Raw genomic sequence first — 2,916 nt, forward strand, 5'->3', positions numbered from 1 at the left:
GCCACTCTTAATCGTGTCTTGGAACGAAATAGAGGCTTTTAAAGACTGCGTACATGGAGAATTAAAACAAGAATTACCCTCGAAAAGCCTATTTTTCCACTAAGTATTTATGCTCATTGCAAAGGTGAGATGCTCCCGATAATTTCGGGTTTTTGACCATATTCTTAACGGCTAAATTCTCAACCACAATCGTTTGGTTTTCACGAACTAATTGAGTGGTTAGCTTGTGTAAATGGTCTTTTCTACTATCGGTGATTTGAGCGTGAATTCTGGCTACTTTGATTCTTGCTTTTTCCCGATTCTTTGAGTCTTTCTGTTTTCTAGAAAGGCTTTTTTGGGCCTTTCGCAACCTCTGATAATGTTTCTTAAAATGCTTAGGATTAGATACCTTGTCTCCATCGCTGGTAATCACAAGGCTACTAATTCCTAAGTCAATTCCGATGGCTTTATCTGTTACTGGTAGAGGCTTAATCGTTGGGTCATCAAATCTAATTGAAATATGCCAACGTCCTGATGGATGTAATCTGACTGTTACTGTGCTTGGTTCACAGCTTTCTGGTATTTGTCTTGACCATCGAATAGGTGGCTCTTCGTTACTTGTTATGGTTCGATAGGGGGGCATAAATCGACTAAATCCTTATCTGGCAAGAGACTTAATTGATTAGTTCGCTCTAGATAAAAAACAATTGACAAAAATAGCTAAATGCCTGTCTATATAAGTGTACCATCCCTTATAACCCCCCTCCATTGCATAACACAAACCGAAGAGCCGAATAGGTAAAGGTTCTGTGCATTTGGCTAAATAGATTTGTTTGTCTTTAAATTTAAAGGCTGATTTGGTAAATTCGGCACTTCCTCCTTGATGTTTTTTCTTAAAGTTGGGATACTTAGTACGACCAGCAAAGAAATTGGTAAAAGCCGTTTGTAGGTGTCTTAACCCTTGTGGTAAAGGTACACAGCTAACTTCGTTTAAAAACTCTAATTCTTCTTGCTTTTTCCAATCAGTTAGCATTGAAGACGTTTCAGCATATCCTACTCTTTCTTGTCTTTCGTACCAAGCTTGTGTTCGTTCGTGGAGAGCTTTATTGTAAACCAATCTTACACAGCCCAATGTGCGCCGCAATAGCGACTCTTGTGTTGGTGTGGGGTAAAATCGAAACGAATAGGCTTTTTCCATGTCCTTTCACACTAGCATATATTTCGTAAATGTGCTAATATTTAACAGTAAAGCCGTCGTAGAACGACGGGGTTTCAGACCCAAAATTTTCGATGAAAATCCCCTTTACCAAATATCAAGGCCTGGGCAATGATTTTATTTTGATAGATAACCGTCACAGTCCCGAACCCCTGATCACAGCGGAAATGGCCGTGGCTATGTGCGATCGACATTTTGGCATCGGTGCCGATGGCGTGATTTTTGCGCTTCCCGGCCAAGCAGCAACCGACTACACCATGAGAATTTTCAACTCTGATGGTTCGGAACCAGAAATGTGTGGTAACGGTATTCGCTGTCTAGCCCAATTTATCGCCCGTTTAGAGGCTAACAACGCCATTGGCCGCACCTATCGCATTCATACTCTAGCAGGAACGATAATTCCCCGTTTAGAAGCCAATGAACAGGTAACGGTCGATATGGGACCGCCGCAACTCCTAGGCAGTGAAATCCCCACCACTTTGGTCAAGGGGTCAGAAAAAGTCCTCGCGGTTCCCCTAGAGGTGGAGGGCAAAGATTGGTTAGTTACTTGCGTTAGTATGGGTAATCCCCACTGTGTCACTTTTGTCGATGATCTGGCCTCTATTCCCCTAGAAACTATCGGGCCAAAATTTGAACATCATCCGGTTTTTCCCCAACGGACTAATGTGGAGTTCGTGGAGGTAATCGCACCGGATTATATGAAGATGCGTGTCTGGGAAAGAGGAGCGGGAATTACTCTCGCTTGCGGTACTGGTGCTTGTGCTGTGGTAGTGGCGGCCCTGTTAACGGCTAAATGCGATCGCCATTGTACCGTGGAACTGCCCGGTGGTTGTCTTCAGATTCACTGGTCCCAAACCGATAACCGGGTTTACATGACAGGTCCTGCTAAAGCTGTTTTTGAGGGCATTTATGGTATCTAAACCACCCCGTCTGGACGGGGACTGAACTCCCCGAACAACGCGACGGGATTGTTAATTCTTAGAGACTGGTAATCCAAGCAATAATTCCTTTACCGGTTAACAATTCAATGGCTAAAAGAGAGACAAAGCCAATCATGGCTAGTCTGCCATTCAATTTTTCAGCGTTTTTGGTAAAACCGAGACTGCTAGAACTATCAACGTACATTTTCGGTTCGACAGCAAAATTATTCAGTCTTCCTTGTTCTTCGGTGGTGTAGCCGCGGGCAGTCATGGGGAGGCTCCTTTTGGATGATTATGTTAAGAAGTGTAACACATTGTTAAGTTATGTTGCAAATTTTAACAAAAAATTTCTGGAGACTCAGAAAACCTCGATCGGGTATTCAGTCAACGGCAAGGTTCTGGGCTGTCAGGGTAGTGCTGTAGTTCTATCTCCTCTGGGTTTATTGAGGAAATTTTGCCTTTTCCTTGACAAATTACCCAAGTTGTGGTAACAAAGAGGTGTATGCTTGGCCACCATAGTCAAGGGAAAAACAAAAACTATCTTAAGGTCGCCAGAGATAAATTGCCACCAAAAGCGAACCCGATGTTAGGGAGTCAACTGACCTTGAGCGAAGATGTGCCGAATGGGTTAAGTGTGGGGAGAATAGGGAAAAACCACTAGGAGAATTACAGAGAATGATTGATCCTATAATAACGGGAAAATCCTCAGAGTGAGGAACTCGCATGAAACCAGCATCCCTGATTCAACTAACCGATAGTCTGAAAGCCCTTTATATCAAAACTGCCCAAAAGCTGAAAGGC

Annotated in this window: 3 protein-coding genes and 2 pseudogenes; 2 read left to right on the forward strand and 3 right to left on the reverse strand. The window is 43.1% G+C overall.

Going from position 1 to position 2,916, the window contains the following annotated elements; all coding sequences use genetic code 11:
- Positions 1-130: 130 nt before the first annotated feature.
- Together O9332_RS16775 and O9332_RS16780 are read right to left on the reverse strand one after the other, a co-directional pair.
- Positions 131-583 (reverse strand): annotated as a pseudogene (locus tag O9332_RS16775) (RNA-guided endonuclease InsQ/TnpB family protein); the annotation flags it as partial.
- 195 nt (positions 584-778) lie between these two features.
- Positions 779-1,177: pseudogene (locus tag O9332_RS16780) on the reverse strand (RNA-guided endonuclease InsQ/TnpB family protein); the annotation flags it as partial.
- Between the two features lie 92 nt (positions 1,178-1,269).
- Between O9332_RS16780 and dapF the strand changes: the two are divergent.
- Positions 1,270-2,115, forward strand: coding sequence for a diaminopimelate epimerase (gene dapF, locus O9332_RS16785; RefSeq protein ID WP_002756688.1), 846 nt, complete (start codon positions 1,270-1,272; stop codon positions 2,113-2,115).
- 58 nt (positions 2,116-2,173) lie between these two features.
- Here the strand turns inward: dapF and O9332_RS16790 are convergent, their stop codons facing one another.
- On the reverse strand, positions 2,174-2,386 hold the full coding sequence (locus O9332_RS16790; protein ID WP_002756687.1) for a CAB/ELIP/HLIP family chlorophyll-binding protein: 213 nt from the start codon (positions 2,384-2,386) through the stop codon (positions 2,174-2,176).
- Positions 2,387-2,617: 231 nt separating this feature from the next.
- Here O9332_RS16790 and O9332_RS16795 point away from each other — a divergent pair, with 231 nt between their 5' ends.
- The gene (locus O9332_RS16795; protein ID WP_288026525.1) at positions 2,618-2,776 is read left to right on the forward strand and encodes a hypothetical protein; all 159 of its coding nucleotides are present in this window, start codon (positions 2,618-2,620) and stop codon (positions 2,774-2,776) included.
- Positions 2,777-2,916 lie beyond the last annotated feature (140 nt).

The organism is Microcystis sp. LE19-10.1B, assembly GCF_027530565.1.
GTDB classification, from domain to species: Bacteria; Cyanobacteriota; Cyanobacteriia; order Cyanobacteriales; family Microcystaceae; genus Microcystis; species Microcystis aeruginosa.

What these genes read in the sequence shown, in the direction of transcription:
- dapF (WP_002756688.1), top strand. Translation starts at nt 1,270, where the DNA reads ATGAAAATCCCCTTTACCAAATATCAAGGCCTGGGCAATGATTTTATT.
- O9332_RS16790 (WP_002756687.1), bottom strand. Translation starts at nt 2,386, where the DNA reads ATGACTGCCCGCGGCTACACCACCGAAGAACAAGGAAGACTGAATAAT.
- O9332_RS16795 (WP_288026525.1), top strand. Translation starts at nt 2,618, where the DNA reads ATGCTTGGCCACCATAGTCAAGGGAAAAACAAAAACTATCTTAAGGTC.